The sequence below is a fragment of the Sulfitobacter sp. M85 genome, from assembly GCF_029285915.1.
GTDB lineage: Bacteria > Pseudomonadota > Alphaproteobacteria > Rhodobacterales > Rhodobacteraceae > Sulfitobacter > Sulfitobacter faviae.
This window is the reverse complement of the sequence record NZ_JABECQ010000005.1, coordinates 14440-40945: the sequence shown is the minus strand read 5'-3', so window position 1 is coordinate 40945 and position 26506 is coordinate 14440. Positions and strand designations below refer to the sequence as shown.

Annotated in this window: 23 protein-coding genes; 11 read left to right on the top strand and 12 right to left on the bottom strand. The window is 62.7% G+C overall.

Annotated features, from left to right (window positions below; genetic code table 11):
• Positions 1-65 precede the first annotated feature (65 nt).
• Entirely contained in the window at positions 66-632 is a 567-nt protein-coding gene (locus HKX24_RS10915; RefSeq protein ID WP_271693665.1) for a YSC84-related protein, read from the bottom strand.
• 126 nt (positions 633-758) lie between these two features.
• On the bottom strand, positions 759-1763 hold the full coding sequence (gene hemB / locus HKX24_RS10910) for a porphobilinogen synthase (protein ID WP_271693666.1): 1005 nt from the start codon (positions 1761-1763) through the stop codon (positions 759-761).
• A 119-nt stretch (positions 1764-1882) separates the two neighbouring features.
• Between hemB and HKX24_RS10905 the strand changes: the two genes are divergently transcribed.
• Both HKX24_RS10905 and mfd read left to right on the top strand, forming a co-directional pair.
• A complete protein-coding gene (locus HKX24_RS10905) occupies positions 1883-2410 on the top strand; it encodes a component of SufBCD complex (RefSeq protein WP_136720314.1) in 528 nt (175 codons plus the stop codon).
• A gap of 31 nt (positions 2411-2441) precedes the next feature.
• Positions 2442-5912 (top strand): transcription-repair coupling factor, encoded by a 3471-nt coding sequence (gene mfd, locus HKX24_RS10900; protein WP_271693668.1) that lies wholly within the window; start codon positions 2442-2444, stop codon positions 5910-5912.
• Between the two features lie 19 nt (positions 5913-5931).
• On the opposite strand, the gene HKX24_RS10895 is transcribed toward mfd, so the two are convergent.
• Entirely contained in the window at positions 5932-7137 is a 1206-nt protein-coding gene (locus HKX24_RS10895; protein ID WP_209218961.1) for a multidrug effflux MFS transporter, read from the bottom strand.
• A gap of 148 nt (positions 7138-7285) precedes the next feature.
• Positions 7286-7930 (bottom strand): DsbA family oxidoreductase, encoded by a 645-nt coding sequence (locus tag HKX24_RS10890; protein ID WP_271693669.1) that lies wholly within the window; start codon positions 7928-7930, stop codon positions 7286-7288.
• Positions 7931-8032: 102 nt separating this feature from the next.
• On the opposite strand from HKX24_RS10890, the gene HKX24_RS10885 reads away from it, so the two are divergent.
• Positions 8033-8656: an XRE family transcriptional regulator gene (locus HKX24_RS10885; protein WP_067262060.1), complete on the top strand. Its 624-nt coding sequence runs from the start codon at positions 8033-8035 to the stop codon at positions 8654-8656.
• Here the strand turns inward: HKX24_RS10885 and HKX24_RS10880 are convergent.
• Positions 8645-10375 (bottom strand): extracellular solute-binding protein, encoded by a 1731-nt coding sequence (locus tag HKX24_RS10880; RefSeq protein WP_333909711.1) that lies wholly within the window; start codon positions 10373-10375, stop codon positions 8645-8647. The two genes, HKX24_RS10885 and HKX24_RS10880, sit on opposite strands and share 12 nt — an antisense overlap.
• Before the next feature lie 395 nt (positions 10376-10770).
• On the opposite strand from HKX24_RS10880, the gene HKX24_RS10875 reads away from it, so the two are divergent.
• Positions 10771-11556, top strand: coding sequence for a 3-hydroxybutyrate dehydrogenase (locus HKX24_RS10875; protein WP_271693672.1), 786 nt, complete (start codon positions 10771-10773; stop codon positions 11554-11556).
• 5 nt (positions 11557-11561) lie between these two features.
• Positions 11562-12596 carry a patatin-like phospholipase family protein gene (locus HKX24_RS10870; RefSeq protein WP_271693673.1) on the top strand — a complete coding sequence of 345 codons (1035 nt, stop codon included), beginning with the start codon at positions 11562-11564 and terminating at the stop codon, positions 12594-12596.
• Here HKX24_RS10870 and HKX24_RS10865 read toward each other — a convergent pair.
• From HKX24_RS10865 to HKX24_RS10850, 4 genes are all read right to left on the bottom strand, one after another.
• A complete protein-coding gene (locus HKX24_RS10865; RefSeq protein WP_271693674.1) occupies positions 12576-13328 on the bottom strand; it encodes a DUF502 domain-containing protein in 753 nt (250 codons plus the stop codon). The two genes, HKX24_RS10870 and HKX24_RS10865, sit on opposite strands and share 21 nt — an antisense overlap.
• A gap of 84 nt (positions 13329-13412) precedes the next feature.
• Positions 13413-14345: a pseudouridine-5'-phosphate glycosidase gene (locus HKX24_RS10860; protein ID WP_271693676.1), complete on the bottom strand. Its 933-nt coding sequence runs from the start codon at positions 14343-14345 to the stop codon at positions 13413-13415.
• On the bottom strand, positions 14342-15226 hold the full coding sequence (locus HKX24_RS10855) for a PfkB family carbohydrate kinase (protein WP_271687365.1): 885 nt from the start codon (positions 15224-15226) through the stop codon (positions 14342-14344). The genes HKX24_RS10860 and HKX24_RS10855 overlap by 4 nt, the downstream gene beginning before the upstream one ends.
• 42 nt (positions 15227-15268) lie before the next feature.
• The gene (locus HKX24_RS10850; RefSeq protein ID WP_276154010.1) at positions 15269-16096 is read right to left on the bottom strand and encodes a DUF4198 domain-containing protein; all 828 of its coding nucleotides are present in this window, start codon (positions 16094-16096) and stop codon (positions 15269-15271) included.
• Here HKX24_RS10850 and HKX24_RS10845 point away from each other — a divergent pair.
• Positions 16095-17240 (top strand): HupE/UreJ family protein, encoded by a 1146-nt coding sequence (locus HKX24_RS10845; protein ID WP_271693678.1) that lies wholly within the window; start codon positions 16095-16097, stop codon positions 17238-17240. The genes HKX24_RS10850 and HKX24_RS10845 overlap by 2 nt on opposite strands.
• Positions 17241-17280: 40 nt before the next feature.
• Here HKX24_RS10845 and HKX24_RS10840 read toward each other — a convergent pair whose 3' ends face one another.
• Entirely contained in the window at positions 17281-17904 is a 624-nt protein-coding gene (locus HKX24_RS10840; RefSeq protein WP_168613092.1) for a thiamine phosphate synthase, read from the bottom strand.
• A 122-nt stretch (positions 17905-18026) separates the two neighbouring features.
• Here HKX24_RS10840 and HKX24_RS10835 point away from each other — a divergent pair, with 122 nt between their 5' ends.
• The 4 genes from HKX24_RS10835 to HKX24_RS10820 all read left to right on the top strand — a co-directional run bounded on the left by HKX24_RS10835 (position 18027) and on the right by HKX24_RS10820 (position 22183).
• Positions 18027-18791, top strand: a complete 765-nt coding sequence (locus HKX24_RS10835) for an RNA methyltransferase (RefSeq protein ID WP_271693680.1) — start codon at positions 18027-18029, stop codon at positions 18789-18791.
• 263 nt (positions 18792-19054) lie between these two features.
• Complete coding sequence (gene ctaA / locus HKX24_RS10830) at positions 19055-20200, top strand: heme A synthase (protein WP_271687360.1); 1146 nt, start codon at positions 19055-19057, stop codon at positions 20198-20200.
• 3 nt (positions 20201-20203) lie between these two features.
• On the top strand, positions 20204-21685 hold the full coding sequence (locus HKX24_RS10825; RefSeq protein WP_271693681.1) for a carboxypeptidase M32: 1482 nt from the start codon (positions 20204-20206) through the stop codon (positions 21683-21685).
• Positions 21686-21847: 162 nt separating this feature from the next.
• Positions 21848-22183: a hypothetical protein gene (locus HKX24_RS10820; RefSeq protein ID WP_276154009.1), complete on the top strand. Its 336-nt coding sequence runs from the start codon at positions 21848-21850 to the stop codon at positions 22181-22183.
• A gap of 128 nt (positions 22184-22311) precedes the next feature.
• Here the strand turns inward: HKX24_RS10820 and gyrA are convergent, their stop codons facing one another.
• Positions 22312-25059 carry a DNA gyrase subunit A gene (gene gyrA, locus HKX24_RS10815; RefSeq protein WP_271693683.1) on the bottom strand — a complete coding sequence of 916 codons (2748 nt, stop codon included), beginning with the start codon at positions 25057-25059 and terminating at the stop codon, positions 22312-22314.
• Positions 25060-25249: 190 nt separating this feature from the next.
• Here gyrA and HKX24_RS10810 point away from each other — a divergent pair, with 190 nt between their 5' ends.
• A complete protein-coding gene (locus HKX24_RS10810; protein ID WP_271693684.1) occupies positions 25250-25519 on the top strand; it encodes an usg protein in 270 nt (89 codons plus the stop codon).
• A gap of 24 nt (positions 25520-25543) precedes the next feature.
• Here HKX24_RS10810 and HKX24_RS10805 read toward each other — a convergent pair whose 3' ends face one another.
• Entirely contained in the window at positions 25544-26491 is a 948-nt protein-coding gene (locus HKX24_RS10805; protein WP_271687354.1) for a radical SAM protein, read from the bottom strand.
• Positions 26492-26506 lie beyond the last annotated feature (15 nt).

Sequence of the window (26506 nt, the reverse complement as noted above, 5' to 3'; positions counted from 1 at the left end):
TCGCCTTAAACAAAAAACGCCCGGCCTAAAGCCGGGCGTTTGCCTTCCACAGCCGTCGATCCCTCTTAGGGGATGATCCGCGTGTATTTTGTGCCTTCCAGCGTCGCGCCGATGCGCAGTCCCGCGCGGCCAAAGACCGCCGCCAGAACGGGGGCCATGACAGTGGTGGTGTCGGCGCTGACGCTGTCGCCCTTGTCGGAGATCACATATTCCAGACCGGCCCCAGCCGCCCAACCGGGCGAGCTGCGGAATTCGCGCAATGCAGGCTCGGTCATGAAGAACAGCACATGCGCATATTGCTGCGCGCCGATCTGCAACCCGCCCGAGGCTTTGGTCACCGAATAATAGTCCACCGTCACGTCGTTCACGCGCAGCGCGCCGCGCCCGTAGGCACCGCCAAAGCCGAGGCCCGCTTCGGTCACCAGCGGCATGACCAACATGCCATTGGCCTTTTCGGCCAATTGCCGGGTGTTGGGATAGCCGCGGTACATCTCGGCCAGTGTCGCGTCCACGCGCGCGTCGATCATCGCGCTGCCGCGTCCGCCCACGCCATTGCCGCAGGCCGCGGTCGCGCCGAGCGCCGAGAGGGCGCCCAATGTCACGAAGCGCCGGTTATATGTCTGATTGGTCATCTTTTCTGCCTGTATATTCAAGATCGGTTGCCTGCTGCCGGTTTTCCCGACTTATGCGCGAGATTACGCATAATCACGCGGCTTGTCATGTTGATTGGCCCCTTTGCGCAGATTTACGCCCTTAGGTCACGCGCTTTTGAGCAAAAGCCGGGCGACATCGGGGGCAAAATAGGTCAGCACGCCGTCGCAGCCCGCGCGTTTGAAGGCCAGAAGGCTCTCCATCATCGCGCGTTCGCCGTCGATCCAACCTTGGTCCGCCGCGCCCTTGATCATGCTGTATTCGCCCGAGACCTGATAGGCGAAGGTTGGCGCGCCAAAGGCGTCTTTCACGCGGCGGCAAATATCAAGGTAGGGCATCCCCGGTTTCACCATGACCATATCCGCCCCTTCCGAGAGGTCGCGCGCCACCAGCCGCAGCGCCTCGTCACTATTGGCGGGATCCATCTGATAGGTCTTCTTGTCGCCGGTCAGGGCCGCAGAAGCGCCAACCGCGTCGCGAAAGGGGCCGTAGAAGGCGCTGGCGTATTTGGCGGCGTAGCTCAGGATCATCACATCTTGATGCCCGGCCTCTTCGAGGGCTGCGCGGATCGCGCCGATGCGCCCGTCCATCATATCCGAAGGGCCGATGATATCCGCCCCTGCTTCGGCTTGGGCCAGCGCCATCTTGACCAGCGCCTTGACCGTGCGGTCGTTCACGATGATGCCGTCTTCGACGAAACCGTCATGGCCGTTGATGTTATAGGTATCGAGCGCCACATCCGTCATTACCACCATCTCCGGCACCGCCTCTTTGATCGCGGCGATGGCGCGGTTGGTGGCGTTCTGCGGATCCCATGCGCGGGCGCAATCCTCGGTCCGGTCTTCAGGCCCGGTATAGGGGAAGACGCAGACCGTGCCGATGCCCAGATCCGCCGCCGCACGCACCGCCGGGACCAGCGTGTCGACCGAGCGGCGCATGACACCGGGCATCGAGGGGATCGGCTCTTCCACGCCTTCGCCTTCGCGCACGAAAACCGGCCAGATCAGATCGCCCAATTGCAGGTCATTCTCGCGCACCAACGCGCGGATACCGGCATTGGCACGGGTGCGGCGCAGGCGTGTGGCGGGGAAGGGGGCGTGGACGGGTTGCATCAATTATACCTCAGAATGGCTCGGCACGGGCTTGCCATGTATTTTTGAACGCCTCAACCCTATGAATTGTCGCGCTGGACCGCTAAGAGATCTGAACTCAATATTCGGACGAGCACGCCTTGGACTGGTATCAAACCCTTTTCGAAATGATCGACATGCGCTCTTTCTCGAACCTTTGGTTCTGGATCGCGCTGGCTGTGATGTGGTCAACGGCAAGCCACTGGGTGCTCGGCGTGCCCTTCGACATGGTCCTGCGCGCCCGCCGCTATGGCGGAGAGGCCGAGGCCGATCTGGAAGATATCGTGCGGATCAACGTGAACCGGATGCTCTATATCTCGCAGGTCTCTGGGCTGTGGCTCTTGGGGCTGGGGTTCTTCGCGCTGACCTCTCTGGTGCTCTTGGGGTTCGTCTATGGCATCGAATTCGCTCAAGCCTTGCTGCTCTTGGGCTTTCCCATGTCGCTGGTGGGGCTTTTGAGCCTGTCGACCGCCCGGCTTATTCGCATCGAAGGGTCAACCGGTGAGGTGCTGCGGCGGCGATTGATGCGGCACCGGCTTTACACCCAGATCATCGGCATGGTCTCGATCTTCGTGACCGCGCTTTGGGGAATGTATCAAAATCTAAGCATCGGCCCGCTGGCGGGTTGACAGCCCCCCTCTGAGGGCCAATTGAGACCCGATGAACGATCCGCGCAATATCACCCTCTCCGGCGTTCCCGAAGGCTATGATGCCCGCGCCATCCTCGATGAAATCGCCAAGGGCGGCCAGCCGGTGGTCCATGTGGCGCGTGATGACAAACGCATGGCGGCGATGCAGGCCGCCTTGCGGTTCTACGCCCCCGACATGCCGGTCGTCACCTTCCCGGGCTGGGATTGTTTGCCCTATGACCGGGTGTCACCCAACGCCGATATCTCGGCCCGGCGGATGGCGACGTTGGCGGCGCTGGTGCACGGGATGCCCGATCAGTTCGTCCTGCTGACGACCTTAAACGCGGCCAGCCAACGCATCCCCGCCCGCGACACCCTGCGCGATGCGGCCTTTGCCGCTCGCGTCGGCAGCCGGATCGACGAAAAGGCGCTGCGCGCGTTTCTGGTGCGCATGGGCTTTGTGCAAAGCCCCACGGTGATGGAGCCGGGCGATTACGCCGTGCGCGGCGGGATCATCGACATTTACCCGCCCGGTGATCTTGGCCCGGTACGGCTTGATCTCTTCGGCGACGTGCTGGATGGTGCGCGGCGGTTTGATCCGGCGACGCAGCGGACGACCGAAAAGCTTGATCTGGTGGAACTTGCCCCGGTGAGCGAGGTCATCCTCGACGAGGCCGCGATCACCCGGTTCCGGCAGAACTACCGCATCGAATTCGGCGCGGCAGGCACCGATGATCCGCTTTATGAGGCGATCAGCGCGGGCCGCAAACATCAGGGCGCGGAGCATTGGCTGGCGTTTTTCCACGACGATCTGGAAACGCTTTTTGATTATCTGCCCAAGGCGACGGTCACTCTAGACGATCAACTGACCCCGATGCGGATCGCCCGGTGGGAAACCATCGAAGACCAGTATGAGACCCGCAAACTGGCGATGAAGACGCGCTCGAAGATGGACAGCGTGTACAAACCGGCCCCACCTGAGGGGCTGTACCTGACCGATGAGGCCTGGACCCAAGCGTTGCTGGATCACCGCGTCATCCAGTTCAACCCGTTGCCGCAGCCTACGGGGCCGGGAGTGCTGGATGCAGGCGCGCGGCTCGGGCGCAACTTCGCCCCTGAGCGTCAGCAGGAATCCGTAAGTCTTTTCGGTGCTTTGGCCGCGCATATTAAAGCAAAGCTTGAAGTTGGGCCGGTGCTGATCGCCAGCTACTCCGAAGGCGCGCGGGAGCGCCTGACCGGGCTGATCGAAGACGAAGGTCTGGCCGAGGCGATCCCGGTGATGGATGCCGCCCGCATCGGCAAGCGCGGGCTGCATCTGGCGGTTTGGGCGTTGGAACATGGGTTCGAAGCGCCGGGGATGACGGTGATCTCCGAACAGGACGTGCTGGGCGACCGTCTGATCCGTGCGCCCAAACGCAAGCGCCGGGCCGAGAACTTCCTGACCGAGGCCCAAAGCCTCAGCCCCGGCGATCTGGTGGTTCATGTCGACCACGGCATCGGGCGCTATCACGGGATGGAGGTCGTCGCCGCCGCAGGCGCCGCGCATGAGTGCCTCGTGCTGGAATACGCCGAACAGTCAAGGCTTTACCTGCCGGTGGAGAATATCGAACTGCTGTCGCGCTACGGCCATGAGGAAGGGCTTTTGGACAAGCTCGGCGGCGGCGCATGGCAATCCAAAAAGGCCAAGCTCAAAGAGCGCATTCGCGAGACGGCGGACAAGCTCATCCGCATCGCCGCCGAACGCAGCCTGCGTAAAGCGCCCGTGCTCGACCCGCCGCCGGGGATGTGGGACGCCTTCTCGGCCCGTTTTCCTTACACGGAAACCGACGACCAGCTTCGCGCCATCGGTGATGTGATCGACGATCTGACCTCCGGCAACCCGATGGACCGTCTGGTCTGCGGCGATGTGGGTTTCGGCAAGACCGAGGTGGCGATGCGCGCGGCCTTCGTCGCGGCCATGTCGGGCGTGCAGGTCGCGGTGATCGCGCCGACGACGCTGCTCGCGCGTCAGCACTACAAGAGCTTCGCGGAACGTTTCCGCGGCTTCCCGATCAACGTGCGGCAACTCAGCCGCTTCGTCTCGGCCAAGGAGGCGGCGGCGACGCGTGAGGGGATGGCCAAGGGCACGGTCGATATCGTGATCGGCACCCATGCGCTGCTGGCAAAGGGGATTCGTTTCAACGACCTCGGCCTTTTGATTATTGATGAAGAACAACACTTTGGCGTCACCCATAAGGAGCGGTTGAAGGCGCTGCGCACGGACATCCATGTGCTGACCCTCACCGCCACGCCGATCCCGCGCACCCTGCAACTGTCGCTGACGGGCGTGCGCGATCTGTCGATCATCGGCACGCCACCCGTGGACCGTCTGTCGATCCGCACCTATGTCAGCGAGTTCGACGCGGTAACCATCCGCGAGGCGCTCCTGCGCGAGCATTACCGCGGCGGGCAGAGCTTCTATGTCGTGCCGCGCGTCAGCGACCTGCGCGAGATCGAGGAGTTCCTGAAGGCGCAGCTGCCAGAGTTGACCTACGTCGTCGCCCACGGCCAGATGGCGCCGGGGGAGCTCGACGACCGGATGAACGCTTTCTACGACGGCAAGTTCGACATTCTGTTGGCCACGACCATCGTGGAATCCGGCCTCGACATCCCCACCGCCAACACGATGATCGTGCACCGCGCGGATATGTTCGGACTGGCGCAGCTTTATCAAATCCGGGGCCGCGTGGGGCGCTCGAAAACCCGCGCCTATGCCTATCTCACGACCAAGCCACGCGCGAAGCTGACCGACACGGCGCAGAAACGCCTGCGGGTGCTGGGCAGCCTCGACACGCTCGGCGCGGGCTTCACGCTGGCCTCCCAAGACCTCGACATTCGCGGCGCGGGCAACCTGCTGGGCGAAGAACAGTCCGGCCAGATGCGCGACGTGGGTTTCGAGCTTTATCAGTCCATGCTGGAAGAGGCGATCGCCAAGATCAAGGCGGGCGAACTTGAGGGGCTGTCGGAGGCCGACGAGCAATGGGCGCCGCAGATCAACCTTGGCGTGCCGGTGCTGATTCCCGAAGACTATGTGCCTGACCTCGACGTGCGGCTCGGCCTCTACCGTCGTCTCAGCGAGCTTTCGACCAAGGTTGAGCTGGAAGGCTTCGCCGCCGAGCTGATCGACCGTTTCGGCAAGCTGCCGAAGGAGGTCAACACGCTGATGCTGGTGGTGCGGATCAAGGCGATGTGCAAACGCGCCGGGATCGCTAAGCTCGACGGCGGGCCAAAGGGCGCGACGATCCAGTTCCACAACGACAAGTTCGCCTCGCCCGAGGGGTTGGTGAAGTTCATTCAAGACCAGCGCGGGCTGGCGAAGGTGAAGGACAACAAGATCGTCGTGCGCCGGGATTGGAAGACGGATGCCGATAAGATCAAAGGCGCCTTTGCCATCGCACGCGACTTGGCCGAACATGTAATCGCCAAGGAAAAGACCGCAAAAAAGGCCAAGGCGAAGGGCTAAGCCCTTCGAAAGGCGGCGGTTATTCCGCCGCCGCCGGCTGCCGGTTCTCGACCCGCCCCATGTAGAGCATCAGCGCATAGGCCGCGATTGCCATCAGCAGCATGGCCAACGCCAGCGGCTTGGTCGTGCCGTCGAACATCAACCCCACCGGAGAGGCGATCAGCGCCGCCAGCACGGTGGAAATTGCCCCCACGACCGAAGCCGCCATGCCTGCGATATGGCCCATCGGCTCCATCGCGATGGCGTTGAGGTTGCCCAATGTCAGCCCCGCTTGGAAGAACAGGCAGGTCTGGAAGAACACGAAGGCGGCGAAGCCGTAAGGGTCGGGCAGGGCGCCGAGGTTGAGGAAATACATGGCGCCCGACAGCAGGATTTGCACGCCCAAGGCAATGGTCACCAGCCGCCGCATGCCGTAGCGCACGACCAAAAGCGCGTTGATCAGGCTGGCGCTGGCCGCCACCACGGCGATGCCGCCGAACCACAACGGGAAGCTTTCGCCCCGGCCATAGACGGTGTCATAGATCGGCTGCACCAGCATCAGCATCGAAAAGAGCATCGCCATGGCAAGCGACTGCACAAGGATCGACAGGCGCACCGTGGGGTGGCCCACCAACTCGCGCACCGCGCCAATGATCAGCCGCGCCCGCAACGGGCGGCGGTCTTCGGGGGCGAGGGTTTCGGGCAGACGCAGGGCCATCCAGATGACCGAGATGAGCGAGAAGGCCATGAAGGCGATGAAGATCGCGCGCCAGCCCGCCGTGAGGATGATCCCCGCGCCCAGCATCGGGGCCAAGGCGGGCACCAGCGCGAAGACCATCATCACCACCGACATGATCCGCGCCATCTCGCGCCCCGCATAGAGGTCACGAATGATCGCCACGGCGACCACACGCGGGCCAGAAGCGCCAAGCCCTTGGAAGATGCGTGCCACGAGCATGACTTCGAGTGAGTTGCTCATCCAAGCGACGAAGGCCGAAAGACAATATAGCGCCGCCCCGCCGAAGACCACGTTGCGGCGGCCGAATGCATCCGACAGCGCGCCGCTAAAGAATGTGCCCAGCCCCATGCCCAGCACGAAGGCTGTCAGGATCAGCGGGGCACGGTGGGCCATCTCGGGCGAGAGTTCCGCCGCGATCTCGGGCAGGGCGGGCAGCATCGCGTCGATGGAAAAGGCGATGGTGGCGATCATCATCGCGATAAGGCCGACGAATTCGATCCGCCCCATGGAGAATTCTGGTTTTTCGGTGGTCACGAAGGCGCACTCCGGCGATTGTCCCGAACGGCGGATCCGTTTGGGCAGGATTCAGGGAATAACTTGTGGTTGCGCTCTCGATAGTCGAGAACGCTTAACTTGGCAATGATTGCCGCCTTGTTTAGTCCTGCTGATTGGTCAGATCGGCAATGACCTGCGCCCATAGCTCGGGCGGCTGCGCGCCGGGGACGGCATGGGTGTTGGCAACGATGAAGGTCGGCACCGAGTTCACGCCCATCTTGCGGCTATGGGCATCGCGGTCGCGGATGTCCTGCGCGTCGACATCGGATTTCAGCAGGCGGGTGACGACGCCGGCGTCCATCTCGATACTGTCGGCGATATCGGCCAGCACTTCGGCGTCACCAATGTCGCGGGCATCGACGAAATAGGCTTTGAAAAGGGCAGAGATGGCGGCGGTCTGGCGGCCTTCGATCCCGGCCCAATGGATCAGACGGTGCGCATCCAGCGTGTTGGGCGTGCGCTGCATGGCCTCGAAGTTGATATTCAGCCCGGCCTTCTCGGCATGTTCCACAACCGGTGCATAGGCGCGCACGGCGCCTTCCTTGCCGCCGAACTTACGTTCAAGATAGCTGCGCCGGTCCATGCCTTCGCGCGGCATGTCGGGGTTGAGCTGGAACGGGTGCCATTCGATGGCAAAGGGGTGGTCGGGATGGTCTTGCAAAGCGCGGTCCAGATGCGCCTTGCCGATATAGCACCACGGGCAGATCGGGTCTGACATGATATCGAGTTTGATCGCTTCGGCCATGATGCGCCCCATCTATTGCTGCGCAATGGGCATAGCGGGCCGGGGCCGGTATCGCAAGCGGGCAGCGTTGCAAGCGCCCCGGGGCGCGGCTATAGCAGGTCCATGACAGATACGCCGCCCCGTTCCCTGATCCAGATCGCCCGCGAAAGCGGCGCGAGCGAGACCGCCCCGCCGGTCGACCTTGGCGCAAGGGTGCGCGAGCTGCGCAAGGCGCGTAATTGGACGCTGGAACAGGCCGCGCGGCAGGCGGGGCTGGCGCGCTCGACCTTGAGCAAGATCGAGAACGGGCTGATGTCGCCCACCTATGACGCGCTGAAGAAGCTCGCCGTGGGGCTAGAGATCACCGTGCCGCAGCTTTTCACCCCGCCCGCGGGGGAGAAGATCACCGGCCGCATGGCCGTGACCCGCGCCGAGGAAGGCGCGCCCAAGGCCACCGGCACCTATGAGCATGTCCTACTGGCCGACGCGTTGCGCAAGAAGCAGATGCTGCCCTACCGCGCCCGCATCCGCGCCCGCCGGATGGAGGAGTTCGACGGCTGGGTGCGCCACGACGGGGAGGAGTTCCTCTATGTGCTGACTGGCATGGTGCGGCTCTTTACCGAGTTCTACGAGCCTGTCGACATGCGCCGCGGCGATAGCGCCTATTACGACGCTACCATGGGGCACAATGTCGTCTCGCTCAGTGATGAGGATGCGACGATCCTCTGGGTGACCTCACTGGTCTGACCCCTCCGCCGGTTGCCACCACCAGACCTCGGGCATGAAGTTCGGCCCATCGCCGTAAAGCGGGATCGTCTCGGGGTAGGCCATGCGCGCGTCATGGGCGATCAGCCCTTCGTCGAATTGCCAAAAGGGGATGACATAGCGCCCTGCAGTGAGGATACGGTCGAGCGCGCGGGTCGCGGCGACGAAATCCGCCGTTTCGCGGGCCTGCAACATCCTGTCGATCATCGCATCCACCGCCGGAGAGCGCACGCCCATGAGGTTGCGTGTGCCGGGCAGATCGGCGGCCTCCGACCCCCAGTAGAAACGCTGCTCTGTACCGGGGCTGAGCGACAGGGCGCGGCGGAAGGTTGTCATGTCGAAATCATAGCTGTTCTGCCGTGCGACGAATTGCGCATCATCCACGGTTTCGATCTCGGCGGTGATGCCAAGCCGCTTGAGGGCCTGCGTGTAAAGCTCTGCAATCGCTAGGTTTTCACGGCTTCCCTTGGACAGAAGGATGGTAAAGGTCAGCGGCGTGCCGTCGCCCCGGCGCATGACGCCGCCTTCGGCCTCGTAACCTGCGGCATTCAACTGCTGCATCGCGGCGCGGATGCCCGCGCGGTTGCGGGCAGAGCCGTCACCCACCGGCAGCCGATAGCCATCCACCGCGCCGGGCGGCAGCGTGTCGACGTAATCGGCCAGCAGATCGAAAACCCGCCCTGACGCCGGACCGTCGCGCATGGCAAGATCAGAGTTCGAGAAATAAGAGGTGATCCGGGGCAGGGTGCCGCCGGTAAGCGTCTCGTTGATATACTCGAAGTTGAAGGCCGAAATCAGCGCGTCGCGCACCCGCCAATCGTCGAAAGGCGCGCGGCGGGCGTTCATGACAAAACCGGTCATGCCCGACGGTTTGCTATGCGGGAAGGTCGATTTCACCACCTCGCCCCGGGTGATCGCGGGGAAGTCGTATTGCGTGGCCCAAGTCTCGGCGTTGAATTCGCGCACGGCAGAGATTTGACCGGCCTTGAAGGCTTCGAACAGCACATTGGCATCGCCGTAAAAGTCGATCTTTACCTCATCGTAGTTATGCGTGCCTTGGCGAAAGGGCACCTTTGCACCCCAGTAATCGGGGTTGCGCGTCAGCGTGACATGGCGGCCCGCCTGATAGTCGGTGATGGTATAGGGGCCGCTGCCCAAGGGGATTTCGGACAGGGGGGCATTGGCAAAGTCCTGCCCCTCCCATTGCGCCTTGCTCAGGATGGGGCGCATCCCGGCGAGCAGGGCAAGCTCGCGGTTGTCGCTGTTGAAAGTCATGCGCAGACTACGCGGGCCGGTCTGTTCGATACTGTCGATCTGTTGGCGCAGCCCGTGGTAGCGGGGGTGGCCTTCGGTGCCGAGCAGATCGAAGGAAAAGATCACATCCTCGACCGTGACCGGCGTGCCGTCGGAAAACCGCGCTTCCTCGCGCAGGGTGAATTCCACCCACGCGCGGTCTTCGGGCACCTCGATCGTCTCGGCCAGCAGCCCGTAAAGCGCAAAGGGCTCATCCCATGACCGCCCCATCAAGGTCTCATGGGTGAAATGCGGCAACTGCCAAGGCGCGGTGCCCTTGCGGACGAAGGGGTTGAGGCTGTCGAATCCCCCGGTATTGCCCAGAACGATCTCACCCCCCTTGGGGGCTTCGGGGTTCACATAAGGAAGGGCGTCAAAATCGGTCGGCAGAGCAGGTTCGCCATACATGGCGATTCCATGTTGCGGGGCAGCCCATGCCGCCCCCGAGAGCAGAATCAGTGAAGAAAGGGCCGCAACGCCCCGTGCTTTCGAGAAAAATTCCCAGCTCATTTTTGAAACAATCACGATCTGCCCTTATTTTGTTGGAGTTATTCCATACCCGCGGATTCTCGCCTTATCAAACTTTTAGCTTGGATTGTGAGCGTGAAAGGCGTATACAGAGGTCACTGCTCGATAGGTTTCTTGCCTGTATGAAACCTGCCTCAATAACTTACGCCCGCCTCGCGCGGGCGTTTTTTTTTTGGCCAATTTTCACCGACCCTTAAGCTCCTTCGCGCAAACCCTTTCCCTTTGGTGCGCGTGCAGTACATGATGCAGGCGCAGCATGAACAAGGAGACGCGCCATGGCTTTCACCATCGACCTGTCCGGCAAGACAGCCGTCATCACGGGATCGAACTCTGGAATCGGACTGGGCATCGCCTGGGAGCTGGCGCGGGCCGGGGCCGATGTTGTGTTGAACTCTTATACCGATGACGAGGCGGATCATGCGCTGGCGCAGGAGATTGCGCAGACATGCAACGTAACGGCCCGCTACATCAAGGCTGACATGTCCAAGGGGGCGGAGTGTCGGCGTTTGATTGCCGAAGCGGGGGCCTGTGACATTCTGGTGAACAACGCAGGGATCCAGCATGTCGCGCCAATCCCTGAGTTTCCGGCCGAGAAATGGGACGCGATCATCGCGATCAACCTGTCGTCGGCCTTTCACACCACCGCCGAAGCGCTGCCGATGATGCGCAAAGCGGGCTGGGGTCGTGTGATCAACATCGCCTCGGCCCATGGTCTGACGGCATCGCCCTATAAATCCGCCTATATCGCCGCGAAACACGGGATTGTCGGCCTCAGCAAGACCACAGCGCTTGAGACGGCGAAAGACCCGATCACCTGCAACGCGATTTGCCCCGGCTATGTGCTGACCCCGATCGTTGAGAAACAGATCCCCGACACCATGAAGGAATACGACATGAACCGCGAAGAGGTGATCGAACAGGTCATGCTCACGCGGCAGCCGTCGCGCGAATTCGCCACTGTTGAGCAGATGGGCGGCACGGCAACCTTCCTATGCTCGGATGCAGCGGCGCAGATCACCGGCACGACGATCAGTGTCGATGGCGGCTGGACGGCGTTGTAAGCGCCGTGGCGGACAAGAAACGCATTAACCTTGCCCTCCAAGGGGGCGGCGCCCATGGCGCTTTCACTTGGGGGGTGCTCGACCGGCTGTTGCAGCAGGACGACCTGGACATCTGCGGGATCTCGGGCACCTCGGCGGGGGCGCTGAACGGCGCGGCCTTGAAATCGGGGATGATCTCGGGCGGTCGCGAGGGCGCGCGGGAGAATCTCGATTGGCTTTGGTCGCAGGTCTCGGGCATTTCGGACCTGCGGCTGTCGCATTGGCTGGCGCCTTTCGGTTTGGACAAGCTCAGTCAGGCGATGGAATATTCGCTGCCCATGGCAATTTCGGATTCGCTCACGCGGGTCGTATCGCCCTATGCTTACGGCCCATTCTATCGCAACCCGCTCGAAGATGTCGTGGCCCGGTTCGATTACGGCAAAGTGGGCGCGCATAAGCCGCCGTTTTTTTTCGTCTGTGCCACAAGGGTCCGCAACGGCAAGATCAGGGTGTTTGAGGGGGATGAGATCGGGCCTGATGCCTTGCTCGCCTCAGCCTGTCTGCCGACGATCTTCAAGGCGGTTGAGATTGACGACGCCCAGACCGGCCAGCGCGAGGCGTTTTGGGACGGGGGCTATACCGGCAACCCGGCGCTGTTTCCGCTGTTCCGCGATGACCTGCCCGAAGACATTGTGGTGGTGAACATCAACCCGCTCGACCGCGAAGACCTGCCGGTCACGCCGCAGCAAATCCAGAACCGCATTAATGAGATCAGCTTTAACTCCAGCCTCTTGCGCGAGATGCGGGCGATTGACTTCGTTCAACGGCTGATTGCGGATGGCACCCTGCCGGAAGGGCGGATGAAGCGGGTGCACATGCATATGATCGCCGACGACGCGCTGATGGCGCAGCTATCAGTGGCGACAAAGCTGATGCCCAACCCGGCGGTGATCCGGGCGCTGCATGAGGCCGGTGTCGCGGCGGCGGATCAGTTCCTTGTTGAGCATTTCGACGACCTGAACCAGCGCAGCAGCGTCGATCTACCCGCGATGTTCGGCTGAGTTTTCAGGGTCCGACAGCGCCAGCGCCTCGGGCAGGTCGGCACCGGGGCGCGGCGGATAGACCAGCCCGGCAGAGATCACCAGCTTCGCCGCGTCTTCGACGCTCATGTCGAGTTCGATCACATCCTGCCGCGGCAGGAACAGCAAGAAGCCCGAGGTTGGGTTCGGCGTGGTTGGCAGAAAGACCGAGAGCATCTCGCCGCCCGCGTTGGTGCGGGCCAAGACCTCTCCCTTCGCCTCGGTCGAGATGAAGCCAAGCGCCCAGATCCCGCGCCGGGGGTATTCGATCAGGCAGGCGGTCTCAAAGCTCCGCTCGGACTGGGCGAAGATCGTCTCGGAAATCTGTTTGATGCCGGAATAGATCGTCCGCACGACGGGGGTGCGTTCCACCAGACTTTCGGCGAAGCGGATCATCGAACGGCCGATCAGCCCTTTCGCGGCCCAGCCCACCATGACGGTGAAGATCAGAAAGATCACCACCCCAAGGCCGCGCACGTTGAACTGCATCGACGGGTCGAGCCCCAAGAAATCTTGGAGCAGCCGGTCGGGATGGTAGGCTTTGGGCACCAGCGGCAGCACGAAACCGTCGATCCAGCCGACCACGCTCCAGATCAGCCAGATGGTCAGCCCGACAGGCGCAATCACGACCAGACCGGTCAGGAAAGACGCGCGCAGCCTTGCGACAAGGCTGCGCCGAACCTGCGTTGGGTCGGGATCAAAAGGTGTGTTCATCTGCGCCGTTTTCCGAAGAGTTAATCGCAACATAGCTAAGGCGTATGCCCCGGCCCGGCAATGGCTCCGCGGTGTTTTTCGCCTTTAACGCGGCAGGTTGACGAGGTTTGCGGCGATCTTGGCCCCCAGCCGGGCATTGTTGCGCACCAGTGCGATATTGGCGGTCAGCGAACGGCCCTCGGTCAGCTCAAAGATGCGTTGCAGCAAGAAGGGGGTCACGCCCTTGCCGTGGACGCCTTGGGCATCGGCCTCGGCCTGGGCCTGCGCGATGATCGGGGCGAGTTCGGCGGCGGGGATTTCCTCTGCCGCGGGGATCGGGTTGGCCACCAACTGGCCACCGGGCAGGCCCATGGCGGCGCGGGTGCGGTGGGCTTTGGCAAGGGCAGCGGCATCATCAAGGCGCAGCGGCGATTGCAGGTCCGAACCTGCGCTCCAGAAGGCGGGGAAGCTGTCTTGGCCCACGGTGATGACCGGCACGCCTTGGGTTTCCAGCACTTCCAGCGTCTTCGGCACGTCGAGGATCGCCTTGGCGCCCGCCGCGATAACGGTGACGGGGGTTTGGGCCAGTTCCATGAGGTCGGCGGAGATGTCAAAGCTGTCTTCCGCGCCCTTATGCACGCCGCCGATGCCACCGGTGGCGAAGACTTCGATGCCCGCAAGATTGGCGGCGATCATGGTGGCGGCGACGGTGGTGGCACCTGTCCCGCTCGAGGCGATGCAGACGGCCATATCGGCGCGCGACAGTTTGGCCACGTCCTTGGCTTGGGCCAAATCGCTCAACTGGTCATCGTCCAGGCCAATGTGCAGCGCGCCGCGGATCACGGCGATGGTGGCGGGCACGGCGCCTGCGTCGCGGATGTCCTGTTCGACCTGCCGCGCCACTTCGAGGTTTTGCGGATAGGGCATGCCATGAGTGATGATGGTGCTTTCCAAGGCCACGATCGGCGCGGCGTTCTCGCGGGCCTTGGCCACCTCGGCGCTGAAGGTCAGGGGCAGGGCGGATGTGGCGGTGGTCATATCTTGGTCTCTCCGGAAACGTAAAGGGCGGCGGCATCAAGTGCTGCCTTGAGGGCGGTTTGCGCAACGGCACCGCCAAGTTCAGCGGCCACATGAGCCGCCATGAATGTATCGCCTGCACCCGTGACCCGGGCGACATGCACCTGTGGCGGGGTGAGGGTGATGATCTCGTCGCCTTGGCCCACGGTGGCGGGGTTGCCGCCGTCGGTCACCACGGCACGGCGTGCGCCACGGGCCAGCAGGGCGCGGGCGGCGGTGGGGGAATCGTCAAAACTCGACTGGCAGAGCAGTCCGGCTTCTTCGAGGTTCACATAAAGCGTGCCGCGTCCCGCTTTGAGGAAGGGCGTCAGCCGCAGCGCCTTGCCGGGAGAGGCGGGCGCGACGCGCAGGTCGGCCTTTGCCAACAGCGGGCTTTGCGCCATGCGGGCCAGCAGTTCGACGGTCAGGTTGCCATCAAGCGCCACGGCCCCTTCATAGGGGCTGGGCAGGCTGCCATCCTCCAGCGGGCGCAAGATCTTGTCGCCAGCAGCCTCCAGCGAATGGGCATCGGCAATCGCGGCGATCAACCCGTTGGACCCTTCGACGGCCATGTAACGGTCGGTCGGCAGATCGTCCGAGCGATAGACGTGATCGGTGATCAGCCCGCGCAGGGCGCAGGCGGCGATCAACTCATCCCCTTCGGCATCGCGCCCCACGGCGGAAAGCAGCGCGGGCGTCAGCCCAAAGCGCGCCAGCGCCATGCCGATGTTCAGGGCCACGCCGCCGGGCAGGCGGGTGATCCGCCCCGGCATGTCAGAGCCTTGGCGCATGGCGTTTTCAGAACGGCCGATCACGTCCCAAAGGACGGAGCCGATGCAAAGGATGTCAGCTGTCTTGGTCATGCGGCGCTTCTAGCCGCCAAATCTCCCCACGCGCAAGCGGCGTTATTGTGGCACCGCGAATGTCAGCGCCGCCCAGAGCGTTTCCCAGACCGGTTGATCGGGGTCGTAGCCCGGGCCGGTCTGCGCCTCTGCCGCCGGGCGCAGCACCACCGCGTCGAAAAGGTATTCATGTCCCGCCGTGACCGGAACCAGTACTTCGCCTGCCGCATCGGTGCGGTGGAGGGAGATGGCGACGCTGTCATCCGGCGCACGGTCGAACACTTCGATCTGCGCGTCGGGGCGGGGGGCGTCTTGATAGAGGAGTGCCACCTTCATCTCACCCGCGAAATCTGCGTCATAGGGATTCGTCAGCGCCACGAACTCCGTCGCCATGCCGGTGGGCGCATCCTGCCCTGTGCCCGCGCCGAGGGCGATCAGGGTTTTGACGTGGCGGGTGTAGCTCTCGACGACCTTCTCGGTCGACCAGCCGTTCGCGCGGTGATCGCTTTCGGCCTTGGGGAAATCCTTATGCGCGGCGAAACGGAGAAATTTGTCGAAGTCCTCATAGGTCACTTTGGAGGGCGTCGTTTCGGCCACCGCCACGACCAGCGCGTGACCCTTGGGCGCGGGGAGGCTCAGGGCAGGGCTGTCGCCCGCGCGCGGCGATAGCGGGACCTCTTTCCCGCCGATTTTGACCTCGAAATGTGTGAGCCGGTTGGGCAGATAGGGGAAAGTCGCGCCGGTAAATTCCTCACCATTGCGAAAATGCGCCGCGATCTTTTCACCGCTTTCCACTTGATAGTTCACCGGCGACAGCCAGTATTCATGTGCAAAGGCAGGCACTGCCGATAAGATACTGAAAATAATAGCGGACAACTGGGACAGTTTCATGAAGCGAACTTTCATTTTGTTAAGAACCAAGCTGGCGTTGCTGTGGCTGTTGTCAAGCGCGGTACTGCTTTCGGCAGGCGCGGGTGCACAGGCGCATGAGGTCAAACCTACCATCGCGGATCTGACCGTGGTCGACGGACGGGCGGTGCTGGCGCTGGAGGTCAACCTCGAAGCGCTCTTGGCGGGCATCGACCTCGATACCGTCGAAGACACCGACAATGCCGAGAATGCGGGCGATTACGATGCGCTGCGCAGCCTGCCCGCCGCGCGCATCGCCGACCGCGCGCCCGAGCTTTTGCCCAACTGGAACAGCCTGCCGCTGCTCAGCGTCGATGGCGCCGCCGTGCCGTTGGAGAGTGTGACACTCGAAGTGCCCGAAGGGGTCGACGCCGAACTGCCGCGCGACAGTCAATGGCGACTAGAGGGCGCGGTGCCGGCAGGCGCCGAAGAGGTGCAAGTGACATGGCCGGATGGCGCGGGCGCGCTGGTGCTGCGCCAGCAAGGGGTGGAGGCGCCCTATACCGGCTATCTGTCGGGCGGTGAGACCAGCCCCGAAATCGCCCTTGGGGGCGGCGATGCTGAAAGCGGCTGGCAGGTTTTCGTCAGCTACATCCCGGTTGGGTTCGACCACATCCTGCCCAAAGGGTTGGATCACATCCTATTCGTCTTGGGCCTGTTCTTTCTGTCGACCCGTCTGCGGCCTTTGATCTGGCAGGTCACCGCCTTCACGCTGGCCCATACGGTCACGCTGGCGCTTGGCGCTTTGGGCTGGGTTAACGTGCCCGGTGCCATCGTCGAGCCGCTGATCGCCGCCTCGATCACCTATGTCGCGGTCGAGAATATCTTTCACTCCGCGCTGAACCGTTGGCGGCCCTTGGTGATCTTTGGCTTCGGCCTGCTGCACGGGCTCGGCTTTGCCTCGGTGCTGGGGGACTTTGGCCTGCCTGCGGGGCAATTCGTTCCGGCGCTTATTGGCTTTAATATCGGGGTGGAACTGGGCCAGCTTGCGGTGATCGCCATCGCCTTCGTGCTGGTCGGCTGGGCGATGAAGCGCGATTGGTATCGCCGCGTCATCGCGGTCCCCGCCTCCTGCGTCATCGCGGCGGTCGGGGCCTATTGGTTCATCGAACGGGTGTTTCTGTAAGCGAGCGGGCAGCCCTTGACCGGGCTGCCCCAAGGGCCGCTTAGCCCTGCATGGCGGCGATCAGGGTTGCGAGTTCGGCCACCGGATCGTCCTTGTCCCAAATCTCGGTCCCGATGCCGAAAAAGTCAGTCCGGGGGGCGAGGTCGCGGATCATGTTGATGTCAAGCGCGCCTTCGGCGACGACAGGCACTTCGATGACTTCGGACCACCACTGGAACAGATCGGCCTCGGCAAAGCTTCCATCGCCGAGCGCACTGGCTTGGGTCGGGCCAAAGCTGATGTAGTCTGCCCCGGCTTCGCCTGCCGCCATCCCCTCATGCCGCGATGTGCCGCAGAAGGCGCCGACGATGGCATCATCGCCCAGCTCTTTGCGGGCATGGCGCACGGTGCGGGCGGCATCGCTAAGGTGCACACCGTCAAGGCCGAGCTTTTCGACCAGCAGCAGATGATCCGAGATCACCAAGGCCACGTCGCGCGCATGGGTCACTTCGCGCAGCGCATCACCGGCGCGGGCGAGGCGGTCTTCATCCCGGGTCGAAAGCGCCATGCGCACACAGGCGACCGGATGGGCGTCGAGCACGGCGGCGAGTTGCGCGGGGAATTGGCTCAGCTCAACTTCGGGCGGGGTAATAAGGTAAATCTGCGGCTGTTCTGGCGCGTCCATGGTCACTGTCCTTAATCGGGTCTGGGAGCCTGACTAGCGCAGGGCGTTGCAAAAGAAAACGGATATGCGTGCGTCGCGCGGGCTTTCTTGCGGTGCGCAGGCGCAGGGGCTATGAGGCGCGCATGACAGAGACATCATCCTCCCCCGTTCAGCCCGCGCCGATCCCGGCCATCGTGCTTGTCCGCCCCCAGATGGGCGAGAACATCGGCGCTGCGGCGCGCGCGATGTGGAATTTTGGCCTCGATCACATGCGGGTCGTGGCCCCACGCGACGGCTGGCCGAGCCAATCCGCCGTGGCCATGGCCTCGGGGGCGGGGCGGCTGTTGGACGAGGCACAGCATTGCGCCGATCTGCCCGACGCGCTTGGCGATTGCGATTTCACCTTTGCCACCACGGCGCGTAGTCGCGATCTGACGAAACCGGTCTGCAGCCCCGAAGCCGCGATGCGGCTGGCGGCAGAGAAAATCGCGGCGGGCCAACGGGTTGCGGTGCTGTTCGGACCCGAGCGGGCAGGGCTTGAGAATGAGGATATCGCGCAGGCCAATGCCATTGTCTCGGTCCCGGTGAATCCGAAGTTCGCCTCTCTCAATCTCGCGCAATGCGTGCTGTTGATGTCTTACGAATGGATGCGGGCGCAGGGCGAGGTGACCCATGAGGTCGTCGAGATGGCGGGCACCGATTGGGCCAAGGGCGCCGAGGTTGACCATTTGGCGCGGCATTACGAGGAACAGTTGACCGAGGCCGGGTTCTTCTTCCCCGAGCATAAGGTCGCCTCTATGAAGCTTAACCTTCGCAACATGTGGTCGCGGATGCCGTTGACGCGGGCGGATGTGCAGATGTTGCACGGCATCCTGCGGCAAATGGTCCGCTGGAAGGAGAAGGGCTGAGGAACTGAGGGCCATCGGCTGCCCGTGGGGTGGCGATCCTGAAGGTTTTTCTGCCACTTTATGGTGCAGCATCAATGCTTTGCCGCAGTGTCGCGCCTGTCCTTGCCAAATCGCCTACCCGTGGGGCGGGCAGGCGATGGCCCGGCGCCTTCGGCTTGATTCCGGGCCGGGGTTGGCGGCGCATGCGGCAACATAACCCACCCCGCTAGACCTTTCTCTGCCCATGTCATACCACTCTATCCAAACGGAAAAAGAGGCGCGCCATGGCGGAGAAACGCAAACTGTTCGAAGAGGTCGGCACCGACCAACCCAGCCGTGCACCGGTGCAAACCGGCACGATCGACAAGGGCCGGGGCGGCGCGCGCGGGCCGATCCGGGTCTGGCTGATGATCCTCTTTGCGCTGGTCTTTGTCATGATCGCCGTGGGTGGGCTGACGCGGCTCACTGACTCCGGCCTCAGCATCACGGAATGGCGCCCGGTGACCGGTGCCTTGCCGCCGATGAACGAGGCCGATTGGCAGTCAGAATTCGAGAAATACAAACAGATCGACGAGTTTCAGGTTCAGAACTCTTGGATGGAACTCTCTGATTTCAAAAGCATCTACTGGTGGGAATGGGGGCATCGGCAGCTTGGCCGGGTGATCGGCCTCGTGTGGGTCCTGGGCTTTCTCTACTTCCTCCTGCGCCGGCAAATCCCTGTCGGCTGGACCAAACGGCTGCTCTTTATCGGCGCTTTGGGCGGCGCGCAGGGCGCGATTGGCTGGTGGATGGTCGCTTCGGGCGTAACCAGCGGGCAGGGGGTGACGGATGTGGCCTCCTACCGTTTGGCGACGCATCTGGGGCTGGCCTTTGTCATCCTCGGTTTCATCACTTGGTATGTGCTCCTGCTGGGTCGCAGCGAACGCGATCTGATTCAGGCCCGCCGCGCCAAGGAGGCCAAGCAATTCGGCATGGCAACGGGTCTGTTGCATTTCGCCGCGTTGCAGATCCTGCTGGGCGCCTTGGTCGCAGGGATTGACGCGGGGCGCTACTTCGTCGACTGGCCGCTGATGCAGGGGCAGTTCTTCCCGCCCGAGGCATTCGACATCACGCCGACATGGCGGAATTTCTTTGAGAACCCGGGGTTGGTGCAGTTCATGCACCGGATGGCGGGCTATCTGCTTTTCGCTTTCGGGGTGGTCGTCTGGCTGCGCGGTCGCCGCTCGGCCCATGCCCGCACGCGTTTTGCTTTCAACGCCGTGATGGCGGCGCTGTCTTTGCAAGTGGTTCTGGGCATCACCACCGTGCTCTATGCCGCGCCCGTGCATCTGGCGCTCGCGCATCAGGCGCTGGCGGTGCTGCTTTGGGTGCTGATCCTGCGCGCGCGTTTCCTCGCGGCCTATCCCGTCGCCACATCGCTGAGAGGCTGAGACATGACTGCATATGATGATTTGATGGCTTTTCAGCGCGACACCGAGGCGCTGGCACAGGTCGCAGGCCGTTTGGGCTGGGATCAGGAAACGGTCATGCCTCGGGGCGCGGCCCCGCAGCGGGCCGAGGAGATGGCGGCGATGGAAAGCGTTCTGCACGCCCGCCGCATCGACCCACGCATCGCAGATTGGCTGGCCCAGATCGAGCCCGGAGCGCTGGATGCGGTAGGGCAGGCGAACCTGCGCCACATCAAACGCGATTTTGACCGCGCCACCCGCGTGCCCGCCGATCTGGCAGCGCGTATCGCCCGCGTCACCTCCGCCGCCCAAGGCACCTGGGCCGAGGCCCGCGCCGCTGATGACTTTGCGGCCTTCGCTCCCACTCTGAAAGAAGTGATCGCGCTCAAACGCGAAGAGGGGGCCGCGCTGGCCGAAGGGCGCGAAATCGGGATTTATGACGCGATGCTGGAGGATTACGAGCCCGGCACCACGGCGGCGGACCTCGAAGCCATGTTCGGCGCGCTGCGGCCAAAACTCTCCGAACTGCGCGCCGCCGTCCGCGAAGCCGAAGCGCCGCCGGTGTTGGAGGGTGTCTTTGATGAAGCGGCGCAGATGACCCTCACCGCCAAACTGGCGCGGCGCTTTGGCTATGATCTGGCCACCGGGCGCATCGACAAGGCAGTGCATCCCTTCTCCTCCGGGTCGGGGCTGGACGTGCGGATCACCACGCGAACCAATGCCCTCGACCCGTTCAATTGCTTTTATTCCACCGTGCATGAGGTCGGCCATGCGGCCTATGAGCAGGGGATCGACAGCGCCTATCTGCTGACGCCTTTGGGCCGGGGCGTGTCGATGGGGGTGCATGAAAGCCAAAGCCGCATCTACGAAAACCAAATCGGCCGCAGCCGTGCCTTCACCGGGTGGCTCTTTGGTGAGATGACGGCGGTCTATGGCGATTTCGGCGTACCGGATGCCGAGACTTTCTACCGGATCGTCAACCGCGTGTCCGATGGTTTCATACGGACCGAGGCGGATGAGCTTCAGTACAACCTCCATGTTCTGCTGCGTTTCGATCTAGAACGGGCGCTGATGTCGGGCGACTTGGAGGTCGGCGGGTTGGAAGCGGCGTGGAACGATCGCTTCGAGGCTGATTTCGGCTATCCGGTCGACCGTCCGTCAAACGGCGTCTTGCAGGACGTGCATTGGTCGGTCGGGCTTCTGGGCTATTTCCCGACCTATAGCCTCGGCAATGTCTATGCCGGATGCCTTCACGAGGCTTTGCGGGAGGCCGTACCCGATCTCGACGAAGCCTTGGCAAGGGGGGATACGAGTGCTGCTACCGGTTGGCTGCGTGAGAACGTGCAAAAGCATGGGGGCCTTTACGAGCCGCGTGAGGTAATCACCCGCGCTTGCGGAAAGCCGCCGACCGAGGCACCGTTGCTGACCTACCTAGAAAACAAGTTCACGGAACTGTATGGAATTTAGGCATCCGAGATGGGGAACAATTCGCCATTTTGGATGTTGCTTAAACAACGGGCATCGCTATAAATCCTAACCATAGCTTAATATTTCGCCTTTGCGCCGGATAAGATTATATGCGATGCTGCGGTGAGTTTCATTTTTGACGAGATATAGGAGTACCTAGACATGAAAATTCTTGCAACGGTGGCGGCAACTATCGCTCTTTCGGGTGCTGCTTTCGCCCAAACCACTTCTCAAGCGGCTGTTCTTGGGGCGTCTGACGATGCGGTCTATTCGCTTCAGGTTCAAGGTGCCAATGGTGTGGTCTATAACTGTAAGCCTGATCCGGTCACCGTAGACGGCAACACTGCGCGCGTTTGCGTGCCTGCCGCTGCAGATGGTGCAGGGCTCTTTGCTGCTGGTGCTGGTCTTGGTGGCGGCGCGGCGGCAGCTGGTGCTGCTCTGGTTCTGGTTGCAGTCGCGGCATCCGGTTCCTCTTCTTCGACCACTACTACCAACTAATTTCCTAACGGAAGTTTAAGATTAGAAAATCCCCCGCGCTGATGGCGCGGGGGATTTTTTGTTGTTCGATGCTGTTTTGGTAAAAAGCCCTCGCCCCAAAGCATATGCATGGGGCAGGGGGCCACCGATCACTCGGCGGCGCTGTCACCCTCGACTTCATCCTCTTCGTTGCCCTGATCGGCGATCCAGGCCACGCTGACGACTTCCTCGTTCTTGCCGGTGCTGAATACTTTGACACCACCTGCGCTGCGCGAGCGGAAAGAGATCCCCTCGACCGGCACGCGGATCGACTGACCCTTGGAGGTCGCGAGCATTACCTGATCGGACATTTCCACCGGGAAGCAGGCGACGATGGGACCGTGGGCCATGGCCTTGGTCCAAGCCGTCACGCCCATGCCGCCGCGGCCCCGAACGGGGTAGTCATGGGCCGAGGAGACCTTGCCCGCGCCCTTGGCGGTGATCGTCAGTATCAGATCCTCGGCGGCGGACATTCCGGCATAGCGTTCGGTGCTCAGCTGTCCGGCTTGAACCTGCTCTTCCTCGTCATCGCTGCTGTCGTCGTCGGTCAGCCCCGCCATCAGACGGCGCTGTTTGAGATAGGCGACACGCTCTTCCGAACTCGCTTCGAAGTGGCGGATGACGGACATGGAAACGAGGTTGTCGCCTTCGCCCAGACGGATGCCGCGAACGCCGACGGAGTTGCGTGAGTTGAACACCCGCACGTCGGTCGCCGGAAAGCGGATCGCACGGCCCGCGTCGGTGACCAGCATCACGTCATCATCGTTCGAAGCGATGCGCGCGTTGATCAGCGTGGTGCCCTCATGCTCACCCTCGAACTTCATGGCAATCTTGCCGTTGGCTTTCACATTGGTGAAATCCGACAGTTTGTTGCGCCGCACGGTCCCGGCGGAGGTGGCAAAGATCACCTGCAGATCGTCCCATTCCTTCTCGTCGCGGTCCACCGGCATGATTGCCGCGATGGAAACCCCGGTAGGGATGGGCAAGATGTTGACGATGGCCTTGCCTTTGGCAGTGCGCGCGCCTTGCGGCAGGCGCCAGGTCTTGAGCTTGTAGACCATGCCGTCGGTGGTGAAGAACAAAAGCTGCGTATGGGTGTTGGCGACGAAGAGGTTGGTGACGACATCCTCTTCCTTGGTCTGCATGCCCGAGACACCCTTGCCACCGCGGCGCTGCGCGCGGAAGTCGGCCAGAGGCGTGCGCTTGATGTAGCCGCCGGAGGTCACGGTCACGACCATTTCCTCGCGGGCGATCAGGTCTTCGTCGTCCATGTCGCCCGACCAGTCGACGATCTCGGTCCGACGTGGCACGGCGAATTGCTCGCGCACCTCGCGCAACTCGTCCGAGATGATGCCGAGGATGCGCTCGCGACTGCCCAGAATCTCAAGGTATTCCTTGATCTTGCCTGCCAGCTCTTCCAGCTCGTCGGTCACTTCCTTGACGCCGATCTGCGTCAGACGCTGTAGGCGCAGTTCCAGAATGGCGCGGGCCTGCGCTTCGGAAAGGTTGTAGGTGCCGTCTTCGTTCGCCGTATGGGTCGGGTCGTCGATGAGCGCGATATAGGGCAGGATGTCCTCGGCGGGCCAGCGGCGGGTCATCAGCTTCTCGCGCGCCTCGGCGGCGTCGGCGGAGGAGCGGATGGTGGCGACGACTTCGTCGATATTGGTGACCGCGACCGCGAGACCACAAAGGATGTGGCTGCGCTCGCGCGCCTTGCGCAGCAAGTAGGCCGTGCGGCGCGCCACGACATCTTCGCGGAAGTCGATGAAGTAGCTCAGGAATTTGCGCAAAGTGAGCTGCTCAGGCCGGCCGCCGTTCAGCGCCAGCATGTTGCAGCCGAAATATGTCTGCATCGGGGTGAAGCGGTAAAGCTGGTTCATCACCACTTCGGCGGTGGCGTCGCGTTTGAGCTCGATCACCACACGCACGCCGTTGCGGTCGCTCTCATCCTGAACGTGGGCGATGCCCTCGATCTTCTTCTCGCGAACCTGTTCGGCGATCTTTTCGATCATCGTGGCTTTGTTGACCTGATAGGGGATCTCGTCGATGACGATGGCCCAGCGGTCTTTGCGGATTTCCTCGACCCGGGTCTTGGCGCGGATCACCACGCTGCCGCGGCCCTCAAGGTAGGCTTTGCGTGCGCCGGAGCGGCCCAGCATGATGCCGCCAGTGGGAAAGTCGGGGCCGGGGACGTATTCGATGAGCTGTTCCGAAGTCAGGTCCGGATCGTCGATCAGCGCGAGGCAGGCATCAACCACCTCGCCAAGGTTATGCGGCGGGATGTTTGTCGCCATACCGACGGCGATGCCGCCCGCGCCGTTGACCAACATGTTCGGGAAGCGCGCGGGCAGAACCGTGGGTTCCTGTTGCTTGCCGTCGTAGTTGTCTTGGAAATCGACGGTCTCTTTGTCGATATCGGCCAGAAGATAGGCGGCGGGCTTGTCCATGCGCACTTCGGTATAGCGCATGGCCGCCGGGTTATCGCCGTCCATCGAGCCGAAGTTGCCCTGACCGTCCAAGAGCGGCAGCGACATGGAGAAATCCTGCGCCATCCGCACAAGCGCGTCATAGATCGCGCTGTCGCCATGGGGGTGGTACTGGCCCATCACGTCGCCCACGGGACGGGCGGATTTGCGGTAGGGTTTGTCATGCGTGTTGCCGGTCTCATGCATCGCGTAGAGGATGCGGCGGTGCACCGGTTTCAGACCGTCGCGCAGGTCGGGAATCGCGCGGCTGACGATCACGCTCATTGCGTAGTCCAGATAGGACGTGCGCATCTCGTGTTCGATGGTCACCGACGGCCCGTGAAAGATGGGCTTTTCGTCTGCGTTTTCAGGGGTATCCGGCGTATCGGTCACGTATCTTGCCCACCATTTTTATGGTTCTATATCTTGGGGTTTTCTATAGCAGACGGGGCATATCAGGTGCAATGGCTGTGGCCGAAACGCACTAGCAGCACTTGGGGCGAAGTGCCAACACACTGTTTTCATTGAAAAGTAATTCTGACCGCGCAAACTTGTTCTACAGAGGCAGCAAGGGAGGCGCAACATGCCCCGCAGTGAAACCGAATTGATGCTGAAAGGTTACGGGCTGACCACGGCAGAGTTCTTTTACCACATGCCCGATTATAGCCATGTGCTGAACAGTTATATCTGGCAGGATTACGACATCGCACCGGACCATCCGCGCCTGTTCGAGTTCGTCGAATTCTGGCGCGCGGAGTTGGACGGGCCGCTGCATTCGGTCCGCTTCACCCACCGCAAGCTGATCGGCACCGGCGAATGGCAAAACCAAGTGGGGGAGTTCACGCTGCATTGAGCCCGCAGGGCAAAGGGCAGGGCGTCAGGCCGAACAGCTTGCCCCGCCCAACACGCAGAACTTCGCGCAATGCGGGTGATTCAGCGCCACGTCGCGCTCTGCCTCGGCCAATGTGGTGCCGAGTTCAAACTCAGGGTCGTAGGGCAAGAGCGTACAGGCCAGCACGGCGGGTTTCTCGGCCCCCTTGCGTTTGACCACCATACGGGAGGAGGCGCACATCACCGCGTCAGGGGACTTGTCCAAGATGCCCCAGCAGGCGGTGGTGATTTCGGGCACCTCCACGGCCTCGTCCATCTCGGGGAAGAGAACGGTCATGGCGGGGTCCTGCGCGTCGATGTCAAAGCCGTGTTCGGCATAGAAGGCGGCATAGCCCGCGCGGCTGTCGGCATCGCTGTCGGCAAAGATCGACCGCCCCGCCACGGCCATGCGAAAGCCGTTATCGCGGAGCCATTCCATGCCGGTCAGGGTCTTGTCGAAAGCGCCTTCGCCGCGTTCCGCGTCGTGCAGATCGCGGCGATAATGGTCGACGGAGATGCGGAAGGTCATCTTGCCGGGATAGGCATCGCGCAGCCGCAACAGCCCCTTTTGCACCGATTTGCGCATCATCGGACGCATGGCGTTGGTCAGGATCAACACCTCGTATCCGCGCTCTAGCGAGGCTTCGGTGATCTCGATCATCTGGGGGTTCATGAAGGGCTCGCCGCCGGTGAAGGCAATCTCGCGCACCGGCCAGCTACGCTCCTCGATTTGGTCGAGATAGTCGCGCACCTCATCCGCGGTGATATAGACCAGCGCGTCGTTCTTGGGGCTAGAGGCGATGTAGCAGTTCACGCATTCGATGTTGCACAGGGTGCCTGTGTTGAACCAAAGCGTTTCCGCCCCGCGCAGGGCCACGGTGGCGCGGGGTTCCCCCTTGGCGGTGACCGCCGGGTTCTGGAACTTGCCCTCGTTTGCTTGCGCAATATCTTTCATGATTGTTCCTTGCGT